This window comes from Pseudomonas sp. ADPe (assembly GCF_014843515.1).
Classification (GTDB): domain Bacteria; phylum Pseudomonadota; class Gammaproteobacteria; order Pseudomonadales; family Pseudomonadaceae; genus Pseudomonas; species Pseudomonas citronellolis.
Window position 1 is genome coordinate 3,123,989 of sequence record NZ_CP062122.1, and the last position, 15,664, is coordinate 3,139,652.

Consider the following 15,664-nt stretch of genomic DNA (forward strand, 5'->3'; position numbering starts at 1 on the left):
GCAGGTCACACTTGACCGTATTGCTGGCCATGTCGGAGCCAACGCTCCAGCAGCGGGCCGACGTGCTGCGGCCAGCGCGCCAGCAGGGCCTGGGCGGCGTCGCGCACCGCCGGCAGCAGGTCGGCGTCGCGCATCAGGTCCGCGACCTTGAACTGTAGCAGACCGGTCTGCCGCGTCCCGAGCATCTCGCCGGGGCCGCGCAGCTCCAGGTCGCGCTCGGCGATGACGAAGCCGTCGCAGGTCTCGCGCATGATCGCCAGGCGCTCGCGGCCGATCTGCGACAGCGGCGGATGGTAGAGCAGCACGCAGTGGCTCGCCGCGCTGCCGCGGCCGACGCGCCCGCGCAGCTGGTGCAGCTGGGCCAGGCCGAGGCGCTCGGGGTTCTCGATGATCATCAGGCTGGCGTTGGGCACGTCCACGCCGACCTCGATCACCGTGGTCGCCACCAGCAGTTGCAGCAGGCCTTCCTTGAAGGCCTCCATCACCGTGGCCTTCTCCGCCGGCTTCATGCGCCCGTGGATCAGGCCCACGCGCAATTCGCCCAGGGCCGCGGCGAGTTCCTCGTAGGTGGTCTCGGCGGCCTGGCAGGTGAGTTCTTCGGATTCTTCGATCAGCGTGCACACCCAGTAGGCCTGGCGGCCTTCGCGGCAGGCGGCGCGGACGCGCTCGATCACCTCGATGCGGCGGCTGTCGGCGACCAGCACGGTGTTCACCGGGGTGCGCCCGGGCGGCAGCTCGTCGAGGATCGAGGTGTCCAGGTCGGCGTAGGCGCTCATCGCCAGGGTCCGCGGGATGGGCGTGGCGGTCATGATCAGCTGGTGCGGGCAGAGCCGGCCGTCGACGCCCTTCTGGCGCAGGGCCAGGCGCTGCTGCACGCCGAAGCGGTGCTGCTCGTCGATGATCACCAGGGCCAGGCGCTTGAACTTCACCTCGTCCTGGAACAGCGCGTGGGTGCCGACCACCATGGGCACGCCGGCGGCGATCTGCTCCAGCGCGGCGGCGCGCGCCTTGCCCTTGAGCTTGCCGGCCAGCCAGGCGACCTCGATGCCCAGCGGCTGCATCCACTTGCTGAAGTTGAGGTAGTGCTGTTCGGCGAGGATTTCCGTGGGCGCCATCAGCGCCACCTGGTAGCCGGCCTCCAGGGCCTGCAGCGCGGCCAGGGCGGCGACCACCGTCTTGCCGGCACCGACGTCGCCCTGCACCAGGCGCAGCATGGGTTCGGGCTGCGCCAGGTCGTAGGCGATCTCCGCGCCCACGCGCTGTTGCGCGCCGGTGGGGGCGAAGCCGAGGTTGGCCAGGAAGCGCTGCGGCAGTTTCTTCGCCGGTGGCAGCTCGGGCGCGTGCTGGGCGCGCAGGCTTTCGCGCAGGCGCTGCAGCGACAGCTGGTGCGTCAGCAGTTCCTCGAAGGCCAGGCGGTGCTGGGCCCAGTGGCGACCCTCGGCGAGTTCTTCGAGGTTGGCGTCCGGCGGCGGCCGGTGCAGGTAACGGATGGCTTCGTCGAGGGGCGCCAGGCGGTAGTCACGGGCCAGCTCCTCGGGCAGCCAGTCCGGCAGGCTGTTCGGCCCCAGGCGCGCCAGGGCCTGCTGGCTGAGGGTGCGCAGGCGCTGCTGGGTGAGGCCTTCGGTGGTCGGGTAGATGGGCGTGAGGGTCTGCTCCACCGGGGCCGGCGCGGCGTCGTTCAGCGCGCGGTACTCGGGGTGGTAGATCTCCAGGCCCGAGGCGCCGGGGCGGGCCTCGCCGTAGCAGCGCAGGTGGGTGCCGCGCTTGAGGCCTTCCTTCTGCGCCTGGCTGAAGTGGTAGAAGCGCAGGCTCAGGGTGCCGCTGCCGTCCTGCAGGCGCACCAGCAGGCTGCGGCGCTTGCCCATGACCACGTCGGCGCCGGACACCACGCCCTCGACCACCGCGTCCTGGCCCGGGCGCAGCGCGCCTATGGGGGTGACGCGGGTGCGGTCCTGGTAGCGCAGCGGCAGGTGGAAGAGGATGTCCTGGAGGTTTTCCAGGCCCACCCGCGCCAGCTTTTCCTCCAGCGCGGCGCCGACGCCCTTGAGCGCCGTGACCGGGACGTTGGCCAGCTCGGTCATGCCGGTTGGGCGTCGCCCTTGGCGGTCGGCCGGGCCACCGAGCACAGGCGGATAGAATCGGCCAGCACTTCGATGGCGCGCGGCCGCGGGAAGCTGGCGCGCCAGGCGATGGCCACGGTGCGCAGCGGCGCCGGCGGGGTGAACGGGCGGATCTCGATCACCCCGGGAGCGTAGTGGTGGCTGTCCACCGCCGAGAACGGCAGCACCGACACGCCCAGGCCGGAGGCGACCATGTGGCGGATGGTCTCCAGCGAGCTGGATTCCACGGTGGTGTGGCGGTTTTCCTCGCCCCTGCGGGTGGTCGGGCAGGCTTCCAGCACCTGGTCGCGGAAGCAGTGGCCCTCGCCGAGCAGCAGCAGGCTCTTGTCGTTGAGCATCTCGGCATCGATGGTCTGCCGGGCGGTCCAGGGGTGGTCGGCCGGCATCAGCACGTAGAAGGGCTCGTCGAACAGCGGCAGGGTGAGGACGTCGGCCTCCTGGAACGGCAGGGCGATGATGATCGCGTCCAGCTCGCCGGTGCGCAGCTTGTCGCGCAGGATGTGGGTGAAGTTCTCTTCGATGTACAGCGGCATCTGCGGCGCCACCCGGTGCAGCTGCGGGATCAGGTGCGGGAACAGGTAGGGGCCGATGGTGTAGATGGCGCCGACCTTCAGCGGCGAGGTCAGCTGGTTCTTGCCGGCCTGGGCCAGCTCGCGGATGCCCTGGGCCTGCTCCAGCACCTTCTGCGCCTGGGCCACGATGCCTTCGCCCACCGGGGTCAGGCGCACCGCGCTCTTGCTGCGCTCGAAGATCAGCACGCCGAGCTCGTCCTCCAGCTTCTTCACGCCGACCGACAGGGTCGGCTGGCTGACGTGGCAGCGCTCGGCGGCGCGGCCGAAATGCTGCTCCTGGGCGAGCGTGACGATGTAGCGCAGTTCGGTGAGGGTCATGGCGACTAATCCGTTGAGTTGGGCCAAGCATAGCGGCTGCGCGGTTGCGAACCAACCGCGCTAAACTCCGGGGCCCTGTCTTTAGGAGGCGAAGATGCCTGCGAATGTTCTGATCGCCGGTTGCGGCGACGTCGGCAGCCGCCTCGGCCGCCAGTTGGCCGCCGAAGGTTGGCGCGTGTACGGGCTGCGCCGTGATGCCGCCGCGCTGCCCGCGGGCATCCTGCCGGTGGCCGGCGACCTGGGCCGCGCCGAATGCCCGTCGGCCTGGCCCGAGGGCGAGTTGGACTACCTGGTCTACGCCGCCGCCGCGACCCAGCACGACGAGGCCGGCTACCGCGCCGCCTACGTCGAGGGCCTGCGCCACTGCCTGGGCTGGCTGCAGCAGCGCGGGCAGCGGCCCAAGCGTGTGCTGTTCGTCTCCAGCAGCGGCGTCTACGCCCAGGCGGACGGCGAGTGGATCGACGAGACCTCGCCCGCCGAGGCCCGGCAGTATTCCGGGCGGATCATGCTCGATGCCGAGCGCGTGGCGCTGGACAGCGGCATTCCCGCGAGCGTGGTGCGCCTGACCGGCATCTACGGCCCCGGCCGCGAGTGGCTGCTCAAGCAGGTGCGCGAAGGCTACCGGGTGGCCGTCGAGCCGCCGCTGTACGCCAACCGCATCCACGCCGAGGACGCCGCCGGGCTGCTGGCCTGCCTGCTGCGCGCCGATGCCGCCGGCCAGCAGCTGGAAGACTGCTACATCGGCGTGGACGATGCGCCCGCGCCGCTGGCCGAAGTGGTGGATTACCTGCGCGGGCTCATGGGCGTCAGCCACTGGGCGGACGAGCAGAGCGTGCGCCGCACCGGCAGCAAGCGCTGCAGCAACGCCCGCGCCAGGGCGCTGGGCTGGGTGCCGCGCTACCCCAGCTACCGCGAGGGCTACGCCGCCATCCTCGCCGGGCGCAGGGACTGAGGTGGACGCCAACCGGCTGCTGGCGCGTCCCTGGCTGCCCGGGGTGGAGCTGTTCCATGCGGACTTCTCCGGCCAGCCGTTCGGCCGCCACAGCCACGACGCCTTTGCCATCGGCGCCATCCTCCAGGGCGCCGGCGGCTACCAGTGCCGCGGCGCGCGCCACGTGCTGCCGGCCGGCACCCTGTCGCTGATGAACCCGGAGGAGCCGCACACCGGCAACGCCGAGAGCGAGCGGCTGGTCTACCGCATGCTCTACATCGAGGAGTCGCGGTTGCTGCCGCTGCTGGGCCGCAAGCAGTTGCCGCGTGGCTTCCAGGAGTTGAACCCGGGTGACGATGGCTTGGTCGCGCAAGCCCTGGCGCGGGTGGCCGGCGAATTCGAGCGCAACGACGCGTTGGGCCTGGAAAGCGAGCTGCTGGCGCTGCTGGAGCTGGTCTTCGTGCGCCACGGCGGCATGCGCCCGGCGGCTTCGGCGAGCCGCGACGGCGGCGTCACCGCGCGGCTGCGCGACTACCTGGAAAGCCATTACCGCGAGGCGGTGAGCCTGGAGCAACTGGCCGCCCTGGTGCAGCGCCACCCGCGTCACCTGATCGAGAGCTTCCGCCGCGCCTACGGCGTGCCGCCGCACACCTACCTGCTGCAGCGCCGGGTGCGCGAGGCCAAACGCCTGCTGGTGGAGGGCGCCACGCCCATCGAGGCGGCGTTGGAGCTGGGCTTCTGCGACCAGGCGCATTTCTCCGGCACCTTCCGCCGCTTCACCGGCGTGACCCCGGGGCGTTTCCGCAGCGCCACGCGCACCTGAGTTTCCTACAAGACCGCCGCCGCGCCGCCTGGCCAGACTGGCCTCCCGCCACTTCCGGGAGAACGCCATGTTCGCCGCTTTCGCGCTGGTCGCCAGCACCCATTTCGCCGCCCTGCTGTCGCCGGGGCCGGACTTCTTCCTGCTGATCCGCGCCGCCTTGCTGCGCGGTCGCCGCCATGCCGACGGCTGCGCCAGCGGCATCGCCCTGGCCAACCTGGCGAGCATGGGGCTGGTGCTGCTGGTCCTCGGCCAACTGCCCGGCCTGGCGAACCACGGCCTGCGGGTGGTGCAGCTGCTGGGCGGGGCCTACTTCGTCTGGCTGGGCGCCCAGGCCGTGCTGGCGCGGCGCGAACTGGAGATTCCCGGGGAAAGCGCCGGGCAGCGTGCGGGAGGTTTCTTCCACGGCCTGCGCGAAGGCTTCCTGGCCAGCAGCCTGAACCCCAAGCTGCCGATCTTCTACACCGGGCTGTTCGGCGTGCTCGGGCCCTTCCACCTGCCGGGTTGGGCGCTGGGCGCCTGCGTGCTGTGGATGGGCGCGGTGGTGCTGTTCTGGGACCTGGCCCTGGTGCGCCTGCTGGATCGGCGGCGCTGGCGCGGCTGGCTGCAGCGCCGGGTGCGCGCGCTGGATCGTACCTGCGGCGCCCTGCTGCTGGCGCTGGGCGGCTGGTTGCTCTGGCTGGGCGTGCGCTGAAGGCGCCGCGCGGGGCGGCGCCTGCGGCTCAGTCGCGTTCCAGCAGCCAGACGCGCTTGCCCGGGGCGTATTCGGGCATCTCGTCGGCCTGGGCGCGGTTCACCGCTTCGAAGAGTTCGAGCTTGTCGTCCTCGCGCTGGAACAGGTATTCGCGGCCCTGGCGGCCCTGCTGCAGCCAGATGCTGTCGCTGTCGCCGCTCATGGCCGCGCAGTCGCCGGCCAGGCACAGGGCGTAGCGGTCGGCGCTGGGCATGCCCTCCACGCGGCCGTCGGCCTGGAAGGTCACCTTGCTGCCCTGGCCCGGGCCTTCCTGGATCACCCAGGTGCCCTTGAGGAAGCTGCCGTACAGGGCGCGCTGGAAGCTGGCGCCGATGGGCGCCGGGCCCTGCTGTTCGGGGCGGGCGAAGCGCTGCTCCGGCCAGTTCTCGCTGCCCACCTGCACCAGTTGCTTGCCGTCCACCGCCAGCTCTTCCTGCTTGCTGCCGTAGAAGGCCACCTGCCAGTGCTTCTTGTCCGCCGGGTCCTGGCTCAGCTGGCCTTCACCCTGTTCGAAGCCGTTGCTGAAGGTGGCTTGCTGGCGCTTGGTGTCGAGCCGCCATTCCAGGTTGGGCCCGTAGGCCAGCAGCGCCTCGCGCAGCTTGCCGCTCTTGCTGGCGGCGTCGATGGCGGCCTGGTTGATCCAGGTGCCGGACGGATCGGGGGTGCCGGCGCAGCCGGTCAGCAGGCCAAGCAGGGCGCTCAGGACGAGGGCGCGACGCATGCGGGTGCTCCTTGCGGACGAACGGGGAAAAACGAACGGGGCCGCGAGGGCCCCGTTCGGGAGTGGAGGCTTACTCCAGGACGACGATGGCGTCCATCTCGACCTGGGCGCCCTTGGGCAGGGCGGCCACGCCGATGGCGGCGCGCGCCGGGTAGGGCTGGGTGAAGTAGCGGCCCATGATCTCGTTGACCTTGGCGAAGTGCGACAGGTCGGTGAGGAAGATGTTCAGCTTGGCCACGTCGTGCAGGTAGCCGCCGGAAGCCTCGATCACCGCCTTGAGGTTCTCGAACACCTGGACGACCTGCTCCTCGAAGCCCTCGACCAGTTCCATGGTCTGCGGGTTCAGCGGGATCTGCCCGGAGACGTAGACGGTGTTGCCGGCCTTGATCGCCTGGGAGTAGGTGCCGATGGCCGCGGGGGCCTTGTCGGTGTGGATAACGGTCTTGGTCATGTCGACTCCTTGCGAGGGGTGGGATCAGCTGCGCACGCGGGTGATCCGGACCACCCCCTTGAGCGCGCGCAGCTTCTTGATGACGCGGGCCAGGTGCACGCGGTCGTGCACGCTGACCACCAATTGGACCACGCTGACGCGACCGTCGCGCTCGTCCATGCTGATCTTCTCGATGTTGCCGTCGGCGGCGTTGACGCTGGTCGCCAGCAGGGCGATCAGGCCGCGCTGGTGTTCCAGCTCGACGCGCAGCTCGACGTTGAACTCGCCGGTGACATCCTTGGCCCAGCTGAGCTGGATGCATTTTTCCGGGTTGTTGCGGATTTCGCTGATGTTCCTGCAGCTTTCCAGGTGCACCACCATGCCCTTGCCGGCCGACAGGTGGCCGACGATGGGGTCGCCGGGGATCGGCGTGCAGCACTTGGCGTAGCTCAGCACCAGGCCCTCGGTGCCGCGGATCGCCAGCGGCCCTTCGGCGTTGGTGGCGGCGGCGTCGCCTTCGCTGGAGAGCAGGCGGCGGGCGACCACGTAGGCCATGCGGTTGCCCAGGCCGATTTCTTCGAGCAGGTCCTCGAAAACTTCCATGCGGTACTCGTTGAGCACGCCCTGGATGCGTTCGGCGGGGATCTTCTCCAGGTGGCTGTCGAAGCCGGCGAGGGTCTTGTTCAGCAGGCGTTCGCCAAGGCTGATGGACTCGGAGCGGCGCTGCTGCTTGAGCGCGTGGCGGATGTGCGTGCGCGCCTTGCCGGTGACCACGAAGTTGAGCCAGGCCGGGTTTGGCCGGGTGCCCGGCGCGGTGACGATTTCCACCGTCTGGCCGCTCTGCAGCGGTTCGGACAGCGGCGCCAGGCGGCGGTTGATGCGGCAGGCGATGCAGCTGTTGCCCACGTCGGTGTGCACCGCGTAGGCGAAGTCCACCGCCGTGGAGCCCTTGGGCAGCTCCATGATGCGGCCCTTGGGCGTGAAGATGTAGACCTCGTCCGGGAACAGGTCGATCTTCACGTTCTCGATGAATTCCAGCGAGTTGCCGGCGCGCTGCTGCAGTTCGAGGATGCCCTTGACCCACTGGCGGGCGCGGGCGTGGGTGCCTTTCTGCACCTCGTCCTCGTTGGACTTGTACAGCCAGTGCGCGGCGATGCCGTGGTTGGCCATCTCTTCCATCTCGCGGGTGCGGATCTGGATCTCGATGGGCACGCCGTGCATGCCGAACAGGGTGGTGTGCAGCGACTGGTAGCCGTTGGCCTTGGGAATCGCGATGTAGTCCTTGAAGCGCCCGGGGAACGGCTTGTACAGGTTGTGCACGGCGCCGAGCACGCGGTAGCAGGTGTCGACCTTGTCGACGATGATGCGGAAGGCGTAGACGTCCATGATCTCGTTGAACGCCTTGCGCTTGCCGCGCATCTTCTTGTAGATGCTGAACAGGTGCTTCTCGCGGCCCAGCACCTGGCCTTCCATGCCCTCGCGGGCCAGGCAGTTGACCAGCGATTCCTGGATCTTGCCGACGATCTCGCGACGGTTGCCGCGGGCCTTCTTGACCGCCTGGCGGATGCGCTCGGAGCGCATCGGGTGCATGGCCTTGAAGCCCAGGTCCTCGAATTCCACGCGCATGCTGTGCATGCCCAGGCGGTTGGCGATGGGCGCGTAGATTTCCAGGGTTTCCTTGGCGATGCGCCGGCGCTTCTCGCCGGACAGCACTTCCAGGGTGCGCATGTTGTGCAGGCGGTCGGCCAGCTTGACCAGGATCACGCGGATGTCGCGGGCCATGGCCATGGCCATCTTCTGGAAGTTCTCGGCCTGGGCCTCGGCCTTGGACTCGAAGTTCATCTGGGTCAGCTTGCTGACCCCGTCCACCAGTTCCGAGACGGTTTCGCCGAACTGCGCGGTGAGCGCTTCCTTGGCGATGCCGGTGTCCTCGATCACGTCGTGCAGCATGGCCGCCATCAGGCTCTGATGGTCCATGTGCATGTCGGCGAGGATGTTGGCGACGGCGAGCGGATGGGTGACGTAGGCCTCGCCGCTGCGGCGGCGCTGCCCGTCGTGGGCCTGCTCGGCGTAGTAGTAGGCACGGCGGACCAGGTTGACCTGGTCCGGACCGAGATAGCTCGAGAGCCGGTCGGCGAAGGCGTCTATGCTCGGCAAGGCATCACCCCCTGCCGAGTGGACGGCGCCTGTGGTCGTCGGCCGGTCATCGAATTACAGGGCCTCGTTGTTGGCCTCGTCTTCGAAGGCGGCGAACAGCGGTTCTTCTTCAACCACGTCCTCCTGCTGAACGACTTCAGCATCGACCAGGCCGGAAGCGATCTCGCGCAGGGCGACCACGGTGGGCTTGTCGTTTTCCCAGGCTACCTTCGGCTCCTTGCCGCCGGTGGCCAGCTGGCGCGCGCGCTTGGTGGCGAGCATGACCAGCTCGAAACGGTTATCGACGTTGTCCAGGCAGTCTTCGACGGTGACGCGGGCCATGGTGTTCCTCGTTGCGGAAAATGGAGCCCGGGTTTCCGGGCGGACTGAATAGTCTAAAAAATCGCCAATCTTTATGGAAGGGCCGTTTGTTATGCCGACGGCTGCAACAGCTCCTCGAGCAACCGCTCGTGGCGCTTCTGCTGGGCGTCCTGGCGCAGCTGGCGGGCACGGAAGATCGACTTGAGGTCTTCCAGAGCATGGGCGAAATCGTCGTTGATCACCAGATGATCGTATTCGACGTAGTGACTCATTTCGTTGACCGCCTCGCGCATGCGCCGCTCGATCACCTCGTCGCTGTCCTGGCCGCGGTTGGTCAGGCGCTGGCGCAGGGCGTGCTGGCTCGGCGGCAGGATGAAGATCGACTGCGCGTGGGGCATCAGCCGGCGCACCTGCTGGGCGCCCTGCCAGTCGATCTCGAGGATCAGGTCGAGGCCTTCGGCGAGGGTCTTTTCCACCCAGCGCTGCGAGGTGCCGTAGAGGTTGCCGAAGACTTCGGCGTGCTCGAGGAATTCGTCGCGTTCGAGCATGGCGGTGAAGGTGTCGCGGCCGACGAAGTGGTAGTTCACCCCGTCCACCTCGCCCGGGCGCATGCCGCGGGTGGTGTGGGAGACCGAGACGCGCACGCTGGGCATGGCCTCGAGCAGCGACTTCACCAGGCTGGTCTTGCCGGCGCCGGAAGGCGCGGAAACGATGTAGAGGGTGCCGGACATGACTGAATCCTGGGGCTATGGGTGGAAAGCGAGCGCGCGGCTCACTCGATATTCTGGACCTGCTCGCGCATCTGTTCGATGAGCACCTTGAGGTTCACCGCGGCCTGGGTCGAGCGCGGGTCGAAGGCCTTGGAGCCGAGTGTGTTGGCCTCGCGGTTGAGTTCCTGCATGAGGAAATCCAGGCGGCGGCCGGCGGCGCCACCGGCCTTGAGCACGCGGCGCACCTCGGCGACGTGGGTGCTCAGGCGGTCGAGTTCCTCGGCGACGTCGCTCTTCTGCGCCAGCAGGACCATTTCCTGCTCCAGGCGCTGCGGGTCGGCTTCCAGCTTCAGTTCGGCGAAGCGGTCGAGGATCTTCTGCCGCTGGTTGCCGAGCATCTGTGGCACCAGTTCGCGCAGGTTGGCCACTTCTTCCTGCATGGCGCCCAGGCGCTCGTCGATGATTCGCGCCAGTTCCGCGCCTTCGCGGGCGCGGCCGGCCTTGAGCTCGTCCAGCGCCTGGTTGAAGGCGGTCATGGCCTCGGCGTTGAGCGCCTGCGGGTCGGCGGCATCGCCCACCAGCACGCCCGGCCAGGCCAGCACGGCCAGCGGGTCGATCGGCGCCGGCTGCCTGATCAGCGCGGCCACGCCCTCGGCGGCGGCCACCAGCTGCGCGGCGCGCTCGCGGTCGACCTGCAGCGGCTTGCCGGCGGTGTCCTCGTTGAAGCGCAGGGTGCATTCCACCTTGCCGCGCGACAGGCCCTGGCGCAGCGCCTCGCGCACCGGCCCTTCGAGGTCGCGGAAGGTTTCCGGCAGGCGCAGGTTCGGCTCCAGGTAGCGGTGGTTCACCGAGCGCAGTTCCCAGCTCAGGGTCCCATTGGTCCCGGCCCGTTCGACGCGGGCGAAGGCGGTCATGCTGTGAACCATGGGGCTACCTCGCTGTGATTCGACTGAAAGCGATGAAATGTCATCGTGAACCGGCAATTGTACCCCAGCGGGGCCGGCCGCCGCACGCCGGCGGTGGTTGCCTGGCTGCCGGGGCCTCTATAATGGCGGCCAGTATCCGATTCAATCTCGCATAGGAAGTCTCGATGAACCGTCCCAGTGGCCGCGCCGCCGACCAGTTGCGCCCGATCCGCATCACCCGCCACTACACCAAGCATGCCGAGGGTTCGGTTCTGGTGGAGTTCGGCGACACCAAGGTGATCTGCACCGTGAGCGCCGAGAGCGGCGTGCCGCGCTTCCTCAAGGGCCAGGGGCAGGGCTGGCTGACCGCCGAGTACGGCATGCTGCCGCGCTCCACCGGCGAGCGGAATGCCCGCGAGGCCAGCCGCGGCAAGCAGGGCGGCCGCACCCTGGAGATCCAGCGCCTGATCGGCCGTTCGCTGCGCGCCGCGCTGGACCTGACCAAACTGGGCGAGAACACCCTGTACATCGACTGCGACGTGATCCAGGCAGACGGCGGCACCCGCACCGCGTCCATCACCGGCGCCACCGTGGCGCTGATCGACGCCCTGGCGGTGCTGAAGAAGCGCGGCGCGCTCAAGGGCAACCCGCTCAAGCAGATGGTCGCCGCGGTCTCCGTGGGCATCTACCAGGGCGTGCCGGTGCTCGACCTGGACTACCTGGAGGATTCCGCCGCCGAGACCGACCTGAACGTGGTGATGACCGACGCCGGCGGCTTCATCGAGGTGCAGGGCACTGCCGAAGGCGAGCCGTTCAAGCCGGCCGAGCTGAACGCCATGCTGGAACTGGCGCAGCAGGGCATGCAGGAAATCTTCGAACTGCAGCGCGCCGCGCTGGCCGACTGACGCGGGAGGGGCGGGGATGAACGACGAACTGCAAGCGCGACCGAGCCAGGAAGCCCGGCAGTGGGCGATGTTCTGCCACTTCTCCGCCTTCCTCGGGCTGGTCTTTCCCTTCGGCAACCTGCTGGGGCCGCTGATCGTCTGGCAGATCAAGCGCGAGTCCGATCCCTTCGTCGACAGCCAGGGCAAGGAAGCGCTGAACTTCCAGATCACCGTCAGCCTGGCGATGCTGGTCAGCTTCTTCCTCTGCCTGCTGGTGATCGGCTTCCTGCTGCTGGCGCTGGTCTGCGCCGGCGCCCTGGTGCTGACCGTGATCGCCGGGGTCAAGGCCAACGAGGGCCGCGACTACCGCTATCCGTTCACCTGGCGGCCGTTGAAGTAGCTGCTAGAAGCTGGAAGCGTGGCGGCTTTTGCTTCCAGCTTCAGGCTTCTAGCTTCCAGCTCTCAAATACTGAGCGTCCAGTCGTAGTCGATGATCAGCGGCGCGTGGCGCGAGAAGCGCGGCTGCCGTGGCAGCTTGGCGCTGCGCACGAAGCGGCGCAGACCCGGGGTGAGGATCTGGTAGTCGAAGCGCCAGCCCAGGTTCAGCATTTCGGCCTGCTCGCTGTCCGGCCACCAGCTGTACTGGTCGCCTTCGCGGTTGACCTCGCGCAGGGCATCGACGTAGCCCATGTTGCCGAACACCTCGTCCATCCAGCCGCGCTCGGGCGCGAGGAAGCCGGGCATCTGCTGGCATTCGCGCCAGTTCTTCACGTCCAGCTTGTTGTGGGCCAGGTACAGCGACCCACAATAGATGTACTCGCGGCGCTTGCGGCGCTGCTTGTTCAGGTAGGCGGCGAAGTCTTCCATGAACTTGAACTTCTGGTTCAGGTTCTCGTCACCCTCCTGCCCGCTCGGCAGAAGAATGCTGGCAATACTCACCTTATCGAAATCGGCTTGCAGGTAGCGCCCGTAACGATCGGCCATCTCGAAACCCAGCCCGCTTATGACGGCCTTGGGTTGCAGACGACTATAGATTGCGACGCCACCCTGGCTGGGCACTTCGGCGTCGCAGGCGTACAGGAAGTAGCCGTCCAGCTGGTAGGACGGGTCGTCCAGATCGAAAGCGGAGGCGCGGGTATCCTGCAAGCAGATCACGTCGGCATTCTGGGCTTGCAACCAGCTGAGCAATCCCCGCTCGGCTGCAGCCTGAATACCATTCACGTTCACACTGATGATCCGCATAAATGGCCCCCAAAATCACGTGTGTGTATGATACCCGAGCTCAAACGGTTTAGCTAAATTCATACCGGCCGGTTCTATTCCCATGCAGGCATATCAACGCGATTTCATCCGTTTCGCCATCGAGCGCGGCGTACTGCGCTTCGGCGAATTCACGCTCAAGTCCGGGCGCACCAGCCCCTATTTCTTCAATGCCGGCCTGTTCAACAGTGGCCTGGCGTTGGCCAAGCTGGGGCGCTTCTACGCCGCCGCGGTCGTCGACAGCGGCATCGATTTCGATGTCCTGTTCGGCCCGGCCTATAAAGGAATCCCGCTGGCGGCCGCTACAGCGGTGGCGCTGGCCGAGCAGCACGGGCGCGACCTGCCCTGGTGCTTCAACCGCAAGGAAGCCAAGGACCACGGCGAAGGCGGCACCCTGGTGGGCGCGCCGCTGGCCGGCCGGGTGCTGATCGTCGACGACGTGATCACCGCCGGCACCGCGATCCGCGAGGTCATGCAGATCATCGAGGCCCAGGGCGCCAGGGCCGCCGGCACGCTGATCGCGCTGAACCGCCAGGAGCGAGGCCGCGGCGAGCTGTCGGCGATCCAGGAAGTGGAGCGCGACTTCGGCATGCCGGTGGTCAGCATCGTGTCCCTGGAGCAGGTCCTCGAATACCTGGCCGGCGACGCCGAGCTCAAGCGTCACCTGCCGGCGGTCGAGGCCTATCGCGCGCAGTACGGAATCTAACCAGAACAGGGTGTCCGGCATGGCCAAGCAGGGTGCTTTTCGCCGTGGTGCATTGTTGGGGTTGCTGGCCTTCGGGCTGGTCGGGCCGGCGCTGGCGGCGAATGCCGCCGGCAATCCCTCGTCCGGCGGCGCCGTCGAGATGTACCGCTACGTCAACGACAAGGGTGTGACCGTCATCGATCGCCTGGGCGTGCCGTCGCAGTACATCGGCAAGGGCTACGAGGTGCTCAACGAGCAGGGGCGGGTGATCCGCGTGGTGCCGCCGGCGCCGACCGCGGAGGAAATCCAGCAGCGCAAGGCCGCTGCCGCCCAGGCCAGTTCCGATGCCCAGCTGCTGCGCCTGTATACCAGCGTCGAGGACGTCGACCGCGCCCGCGAGCGCAAGCTGTCCGAGCTGGATGGCCTGAGCAGCGTGGCGCGGGGCAACCTGCAGTCGCTGAAGACGCAGCAGGGCAACCTGCAGGCCCAGGCCGCCGACGCCGAGCGCGCCGGGCGCCAGGTGCCGCAGCAGTTGGTCGAGCAGTTGGCCAACCTGAAGGACGAGGAGCAGCGCCTGCTGCGCGACATCGCCCACTACCAGCAACTGCGCGCCCAGGCCAAGGCCACCTTCGAGGCGGACCGCGCGCGCCTCGCGCAATTGCTCGGCGCCTCCCGCTAGTCCGTCAGTCGACGGGCAAGTGCTCGAATTTCGCGATGCGCTCGCGCAGCCAGCCCGGCAGGGGCTGGCTCTGTCGCTGGTCGTTGGCGTAGGCGTAGATCAGCTCGCCGAGGGTCAGCGGCTGGCCCTCGCACCAGATCGCCACCTGGAAGGTCAGGCTGCTGCGCCCCAGGCGGGCGACGCGCACGCCCATGTCCAGCCAGTCGTCGTAGCGCGCCGGGGCGAAGTACTCCAGGCTGCTCTTCACCGCGAACAGGTCGCCGCCGCCGCGCAGCAGGTCGGCCGGGTAGCGGATCTCCAGGTTGCGGTAGTACTCGGTGGTGGCGACGTCCGCGTAGGTCAGGTAGTTGCCGTTGAAGACGATGCCCTGGGGGTCGACCTCCGACCAGCGCACGCGCAGGCTGTGGAAGAAGTGGAACTGGTGGCGTTCAGGGAAGACTGAAGGCATTGCGGCCTCCGGAAGGAAGAGGGGAACCGCCACGGCGGGCGCCGTGGCGGGTAGTGCTCAGTGGCGCGGCTTGCGGTTGCTGATCAGGGTGCCGACGCCGCTGTCGGTGAAGATTTCCAGCAGCACGGCGTTGGGCACGCGGCCATCGATGATGTGCGCGCTGGTCACGCCGCCCTGCACCGCTTCCAGGGCGCAGCGGATCTTCGGCAGCATGCCGCCGTAGATGGTGCCGTCGGCGATCAGGCTGTCGACCTGCTCGGTGGTCAGGCCGGTGAGCACCTGGCCCTGCTTGTCCATCAGGCCGGCGATGTTGGTCAGCAGCATCAGCTTCTCGGCCTTCAGCGCCTCGGCCACCTTGCCGGCCACCAGGTCTGCGTTGATGTTGTACGACTCGCCGTTGGCGCCCACGCCGATGGGCGCGATCACCGGGATGAAGTCGCCCCTGACCAGCATGTTCAGCAGGTCGGTGTTGACCCCGGTGACCTCGCCGACGTGGCCGATGTCGATGATTTCCGGCTTGGTCATCTCTGGGGTCTGGCGGGTGACGGTGAGCTTCTTCGCGCGGATCAGCTCGGCGTCCTTGCCGGTCAGGCCGATGGCGCTGCCGCCGTGGCGGTTGATCAGGTTGACGATGTCCTTGTTCACCTGGCCGCCGAGGACCATCTCCACCACGTCCATGGTCTGCGCGTCGGTGACGCGCATGCCGTCGATGAAGTGGCTCTCGATGGACAGGCGGTTGAGCAGGTCGCCGATCTGCGGGCCGCCGCCGTGCACCACCACCGGGTTGATGCCGACCGCCTTCATCAGCACCACGTCGCGGGCGAAGCTGTTCTTCAGCTCGTCGGTCTCCATGGCGTTGCCGCCGTACTTGATGACCAGCGTCTTGCCGACGAAACGGCGGATGTAGGGAAGCGCTTCGGCAAGGACGCGGGCTACCTGGGCTGCGTCATCGCGGCTCTGGGACATGGTGCTGGGCTCCGGCATGGTCAGG

At 68.3% G+C, this 15,664-nt stretch carries 18 protein-coding genes; 7 read left to right on the forward strand and 11 right to left on the reverse strand.

Features of this window, described 5'->3' with window-relative positions; translation table 11 throughout:
- Positions 1–5: 5 nt before the first annotated feature.
- Together recG and IG194_RS14220 are read right to left on the reverse strand one after the other, a co-directional pair.
- Complete coding sequence (gene recG / locus IG194_RS14215; protein ID WP_058072113.1) at positions 6–2,081, reverse strand: ATP-dependent DNA helicase RecG; 2,076 nt, start codon at positions 2,079–2,081, stop codon at positions 6–8.
- Complete coding sequence (locus IG194_RS14220) at positions 2,078–3,010, reverse strand: hydrogen peroxide-inducible genes activator (RefSeq protein WP_009614159.1); 933 nt, start codon at positions 3,008–3,010, stop codon at positions 2,078–2,080. The genes recG and IG194_RS14220 overlap by 4 nt, the downstream gene beginning before the upstream one ends.
- Before the next feature lie 94 nt (positions 3,011–3,104).
- On the opposite strand from IG194_RS14220, the gene IG194_RS14225 reads away from it, so the two are divergent.
- From IG194_RS14225 to IG194_RS14235, 3 genes are all read left to right on the forward strand, one after another.
- Positions 3,105–3,962 carry an NAD-dependent epimerase/dehydratase family protein gene (locus tag IG194_RS14225; RefSeq protein ID WP_058488032.1) on the forward strand — a complete coding sequence of 286 codons (858 nt, stop codon included), beginning with the start codon at positions 3,105–3,107 and terminating at the stop codon, positions 3,960–3,962.
- Between the two features lies 1 nt (position 3,963).
- Positions 3,964–4,764 carry a helix-turn-helix transcriptional regulator gene (locus IG194_RS14230; RefSeq protein WP_058488033.1) on the forward strand — a complete coding sequence of 267 codons (801 nt, stop codon included), beginning with the start codon at positions 3,964–3,966 and terminating at the stop codon, positions 4,762–4,764.
- Positions 4,765–4,831: 67 nt separating this feature from the next.
- Complete coding sequence (locus tag IG194_RS14235; protein WP_058488034.1) at positions 4,832–5,455, forward strand: LysE family translocator; 624 nt, start codon at positions 4,832–4,834, stop codon at positions 5,453–5,455.
- A 28-nt stretch (positions 5,456–5,483) separates the two neighbouring features.
- On the opposite strand, the gene IG194_RS14240 is transcribed toward IG194_RS14235, so the two are convergent.
- From IG194_RS14240 to IG194_RS14265, 6 genes are all read right to left on the reverse strand, one after another.
- Complete coding sequence (locus IG194_RS14240) at positions 5,484–6,215, reverse strand: hypothetical protein (protein ID WP_058072110.1); 732 nt, start codon at positions 6,213–6,215, stop codon at positions 5,484–5,486.
- A 70-nt stretch (positions 6,216–6,285) separates the two neighbouring features.
- Positions 6,286–6,666 (reverse strand): RidA family protein, encoded by a 381-nt coding sequence (locus tag IG194_RS14245; RefSeq protein ID WP_009614149.1) that lies wholly within the window; start codon positions 6,664–6,666, stop codon positions 6,286–6,288.
- A gap of 24 nt (positions 6,667–6,690) precedes the next feature.
- Positions 6,691–8,802 (reverse strand): bifunctional GTP diphosphokinase/guanosine-3',5'-bis pyrophosphate 3'-pyrophosphohydrolase, encoded by a 2,112-nt coding sequence (gene spoT / locus IG194_RS14250; RefSeq protein ID WP_043268111.1) that lies wholly within the window; start codon positions 8,800–8,802, stop codon positions 6,691–6,693.
- A gap of 54 nt (positions 8,803–8,856) precedes the next feature.
- Entirely contained in the window at positions 8,857–9,123 is a 267-nt protein-coding gene (gene rpoZ, locus IG194_RS14255; protein ID WP_009614145.1) for a DNA-directed RNA polymerase subunit omega, read from the reverse strand.
- 89 nt (positions 9,124–9,212) lie between these two features.
- Positions 9,213–9,833: a guanylate kinase gene (gene gmk / locus IG194_RS14260; RefSeq protein WP_009614143.1), complete on the reverse strand. Its 621-nt coding sequence runs from the start codon at positions 9,831–9,833 to the stop codon at positions 9,213–9,215.
- Between the two features lie 41 nt (positions 9,834–9,874).
- A complete protein-coding gene (locus tag IG194_RS14265; RefSeq protein WP_009614141.1) occupies positions 9,875–10,738 on the reverse strand; it encodes a YicC/YloC family endoribonuclease in 864 nt (287 codons plus the stop codon).
- A gap of 164 nt (positions 10,739–10,902) precedes the next feature.
- On the opposite strand from IG194_RS14265, the gene rph reads away from it, so the two are divergent.
- Positions 10,903–11,622 carry a ribonuclease PH gene (gene rph, locus IG194_RS14270; RefSeq protein WP_009614139.1) on the forward strand — a complete coding sequence of 240 codons (720 nt, stop codon included), beginning with the start codon at positions 10,903–10,905 and terminating at the stop codon, positions 11,620–11,622.
- Positions 11,623–11,638: 16 nt separating this feature from the next.
- Positions 11,639–12,001, forward strand: a complete 363-nt coding sequence (locus IG194_RS14275; protein ID WP_043268113.1) for a DUF4870 domain-containing protein — start codon at positions 11,639–11,641, stop codon at positions 11,999–12,001.
- A 62-nt stretch (positions 12,002–12,063) separates the two neighbouring features.
- On the opposite strand, the gene IG194_RS14280 is transcribed toward IG194_RS14275, so the two are convergent.
- Entirely contained in the window at positions 12,064–12,843 is a 780-nt protein-coding gene (locus tag IG194_RS14280) for an exodeoxyribonuclease III (protein WP_009614136.1), read from the reverse strand.
- 82 nt (positions 12,844–12,925) lie between these two features.
- On the opposite strand from IG194_RS14280, the gene pyrE reads away from it, so the two are divergent.
- Together pyrE and IG194_RS14290 are read left to right on the forward strand one after the other, a co-directional pair.
- The gene (pyrE, locus tag IG194_RS14285; RefSeq protein ID WP_009614134.1) at positions 12,926–13,567 is read left to right on the forward strand and encodes an orotate phosphoribosyltransferase; all 642 of its coding nucleotides are present in this window, start codon (positions 12,926–12,928) and stop codon (positions 13,565–13,567) included.
- A gap of 19 nt (positions 13,568–13,586) precedes the next feature.
- The gene (locus IG194_RS14290) at positions 13,587–14,225 is read left to right on the forward strand and encodes a DUF4124 domain-containing protein (protein WP_082996414.1); all 639 of its coding nucleotides are present in this window, start codon (positions 13,587–13,589) and stop codon (positions 14,223–14,225) included.
- Between the two features lie 4 nt (positions 14,226–14,229).
- Here IG194_RS14290 and IG194_RS14295 read toward each other — a convergent pair whose 3' ends face one another.
- Both IG194_RS14295 and argB read right to left on the reverse strand, forming a co-directional pair.
- Positions 14,230–14,673 carry an acyl-CoA thioesterase gene (locus tag IG194_RS14295; RefSeq protein ID WP_009614129.1) on the reverse strand — a complete coding sequence of 148 codons (444 nt, stop codon included), beginning with the start codon at positions 14,671–14,673 and terminating at the stop codon, positions 14,230–14,232.
- Positions 14,674–14,730: 57 nt separating this feature from the next.
- Positions 14,731–15,639, reverse strand: coding sequence for an acetylglutamate kinase (gene argB / locus IG194_RS14300; RefSeq protein ID WP_009614127.1), 909 nt, complete (start codon positions 15,637–15,639; stop codon positions 14,731–14,733).
- Positions 15,640–15,664 lie beyond the last annotated feature (25 nt).

Coding starts and splice junctions, on each gene's coding strand:
- recG (WP_058072113.1), bottom strand. CDS start 2,081: ATGACCGAGCTGGCCAACGTCCCGGTCACGGCGCTCAAGGGCGTCGGC.
- IG194_RS14220 (WP_009614159.1), bottom strand. CDS start 3,010: ATGACCCTCACCGAACTGCGCTACATCGTCACGCTCGCCCAGGAGCAG.
- IG194_RS14225 (WP_058488032.1), top strand. CDS start 3,105: ATGCCTGCGAATGTTCTGATCGCCGGTTGCGGCGACGTCGGCAGCCGC.
- IG194_RS14235 (WP_058488034.1), top strand. CDS start 4,832: ATGTTCGCCGCTTTCGCGCTGGTCGCCAGCACCCATTTCGCCGCCCTG.
- IG194_RS14240 (WP_058072110.1), bottom strand. CDS start 6,215: ATGCGTCGCGCCCTCGTCCTGAGCGCCCTGCTTGGCCTGCTGACCGGC.
- IG194_RS14245 (WP_009614149.1), bottom strand. CDS start 6,666: ATGACCAAGACCGTTATCCACACCGACAAGGCCCCCGCGGCCATCGGC.
- rpoZ (WP_009614145.1), bottom strand. CDS start 9,123: ATGGCCCGCGTCACCGTCGAAGACTGCCTGGACAACGTCGATAACCGT.
- gmk (WP_009614143.1), bottom strand. CDS start 9,833: ATGTCCGGCACCCTCTACATCGTTTCCGCGCCTTCCGGCGCCGGCAAG.
- IG194_RS14265 (WP_009614141.1), bottom strand. CDS start 10,738: ATGGTTCACAGCATGACCGCCTTCGCCCGCGTCGAACGGGCCGGGACC.
- rph (WP_009614139.1), top strand. CDS start 10,903: ATGAACCGTCCCAGTGGCCGCGCCGCCGACCAGTTGCGCCCGATCCGC.
- IG194_RS14275 (WP_043268113.1), top strand. CDS start 11,639: ATGAACGACGAACTGCAAGCGCGACCGAGCCAGGAAGCCCGGCAGTGG.
- IG194_RS14280 (WP_009614136.1), bottom strand. CDS start 12,843: ATGCGGATCATCAGTGTGAACGTGAATGGTATTCAGGCTGCAGCCGAG.
- pyrE (WP_009614134.1), top strand. CDS start 12,926: ATGCAGGCATATCAACGCGATTTCATCCGTTTCGCCATCGAGCGCGGC.
- IG194_RS14290 (WP_082996414.1), top strand. CDS start 13,587: ATGGCCAAGCAGGGTGCTTTTCGCCGTGGTGCATTGTTGGGGTTGCTG.
- IG194_RS14295 (WP_009614129.1), bottom strand. CDS start 14,673: ATGCCTTCAGTCTTCCCTGAACGCCACCAGTTCCACTTCTTCCACAGC.
- argB (WP_009614127.1), bottom strand. CDS start 15,639: ATGTCCCAGAGCCGCGATGACGCAGCCCAGGTAGCCCGCGTCCTTGCC.